Raw genomic sequence first — 1,050 nt, 5'->3', positions numbered from 1 at the left:
CTAGGTGTATTGACCCGGAGGGTTGTTCACGCGGGTGATGGGTGGTTGGCCGTTGAGTGCGGTGTGGCAGCGGTGGTGGTTGTAGGTGTGGAGGAAGTCTGGCAGGGCGGCTGTGCGTTCGTCGTTGCTGGTGTAGGGCCGGAGGTAGGCCCATTCCTCGGCCAGGGTGCGGTGGAAGCGTTCGACTTTGCCGTTGGTCTGGGGCCGGTAGGAGCGGGTGAGTTTGCCGGTTGCGCCGAGGTCGGCCAGGGCCTGCTTCCAGGCCAGGCCTTTGCGGTAGGACCAGGCGTTGTCGGTCAGGACGCGTTCGATGCGGGTGATGCCGTGGGCGTGGAAGAACGTGGCGGCGCGGGTGAGGAAGTCCGCGCAGGTGGCGACCTTCTCGTCGGGGTGGATCTCGGTGTAGGCGAGGCGGGAGTGGTCGTCGACGGCGGAGTGCAGGTAGTCGAAGCCCATGCCGCGGATGGGCCGGTCTGCGGCGCGGCCGTGGACTTTGTGGCCGCCGCCGTCGGGGATCCGGCCGAGTTTCTTTACGTCGACGTGGACCAGTTCCCCTGGGCGTTGGCGTTCGTAGCGGCGGATGATCTGGCCGGTGGGGCGGTCGATGAAGGCCAGTCGGTTCAGGCCGTGGCGGGTAAGGATCCGGTGGACGGTCGAGGTGGGCAGGCCCAGGATCGGGCCGATGCGGGCCGGGCCGAGCTTGCGGTCCTGGCGCAGGCGGCACACCTGTGACTCGGCGCGGGCCGCAGTGCGGTGCGGTGTGGTTCTCGGCCGGCTGGAGCGGTCGTGCAGGCCCGCTTCGCCTTCGGTCCGCCAGCGGCGGACCCATTTGTGGGCCGTGATACGGGAGACGCCCATCTCGGCGGCCACGTGGGCGACGGGGCGTCCGGAGTGGACACGTTCGACCAGCAGCAGCCTGCCGAAGACGGTCAGTCGGGCATTACGGTGGGACACGAAGGCCTCCGTGCGGTGAAGATTCGACACCTCCACCACACACGGAGGCCTTCGCCGTGATCAAGACCCAACCGTTAACAACGCTCGTGATCAATA

1 protein-coding gene is annotated in these 1,050 nt (G+C 67.8%); it reads right to left on the bottom strand.

The features are described from left to right. Positions 1-954, bottom strand: coding sequence for an IS481 family transposase (locus ACGFML_RS38135; protein ID WP_393550556.1), 954 nt, complete (start codon positions 952-954; stop codon positions 1-3). Positions 955-1,050: the final 96 nt, after the last annotated feature.

The organism is Streptomyces sp. NPDC048650, from assembly GCF_043199095.1.
Classification (GTDB): domain Bacteria; phylum Actinomycetota; class Actinomycetes; order Streptomycetales; family Streptomycetaceae; genus Streptomyces.
The sequence above is the reverse complement of the archived record's forward strand: the minus strand, read 5'-3'. Positions and strand labels throughout refer to the sequence as shown.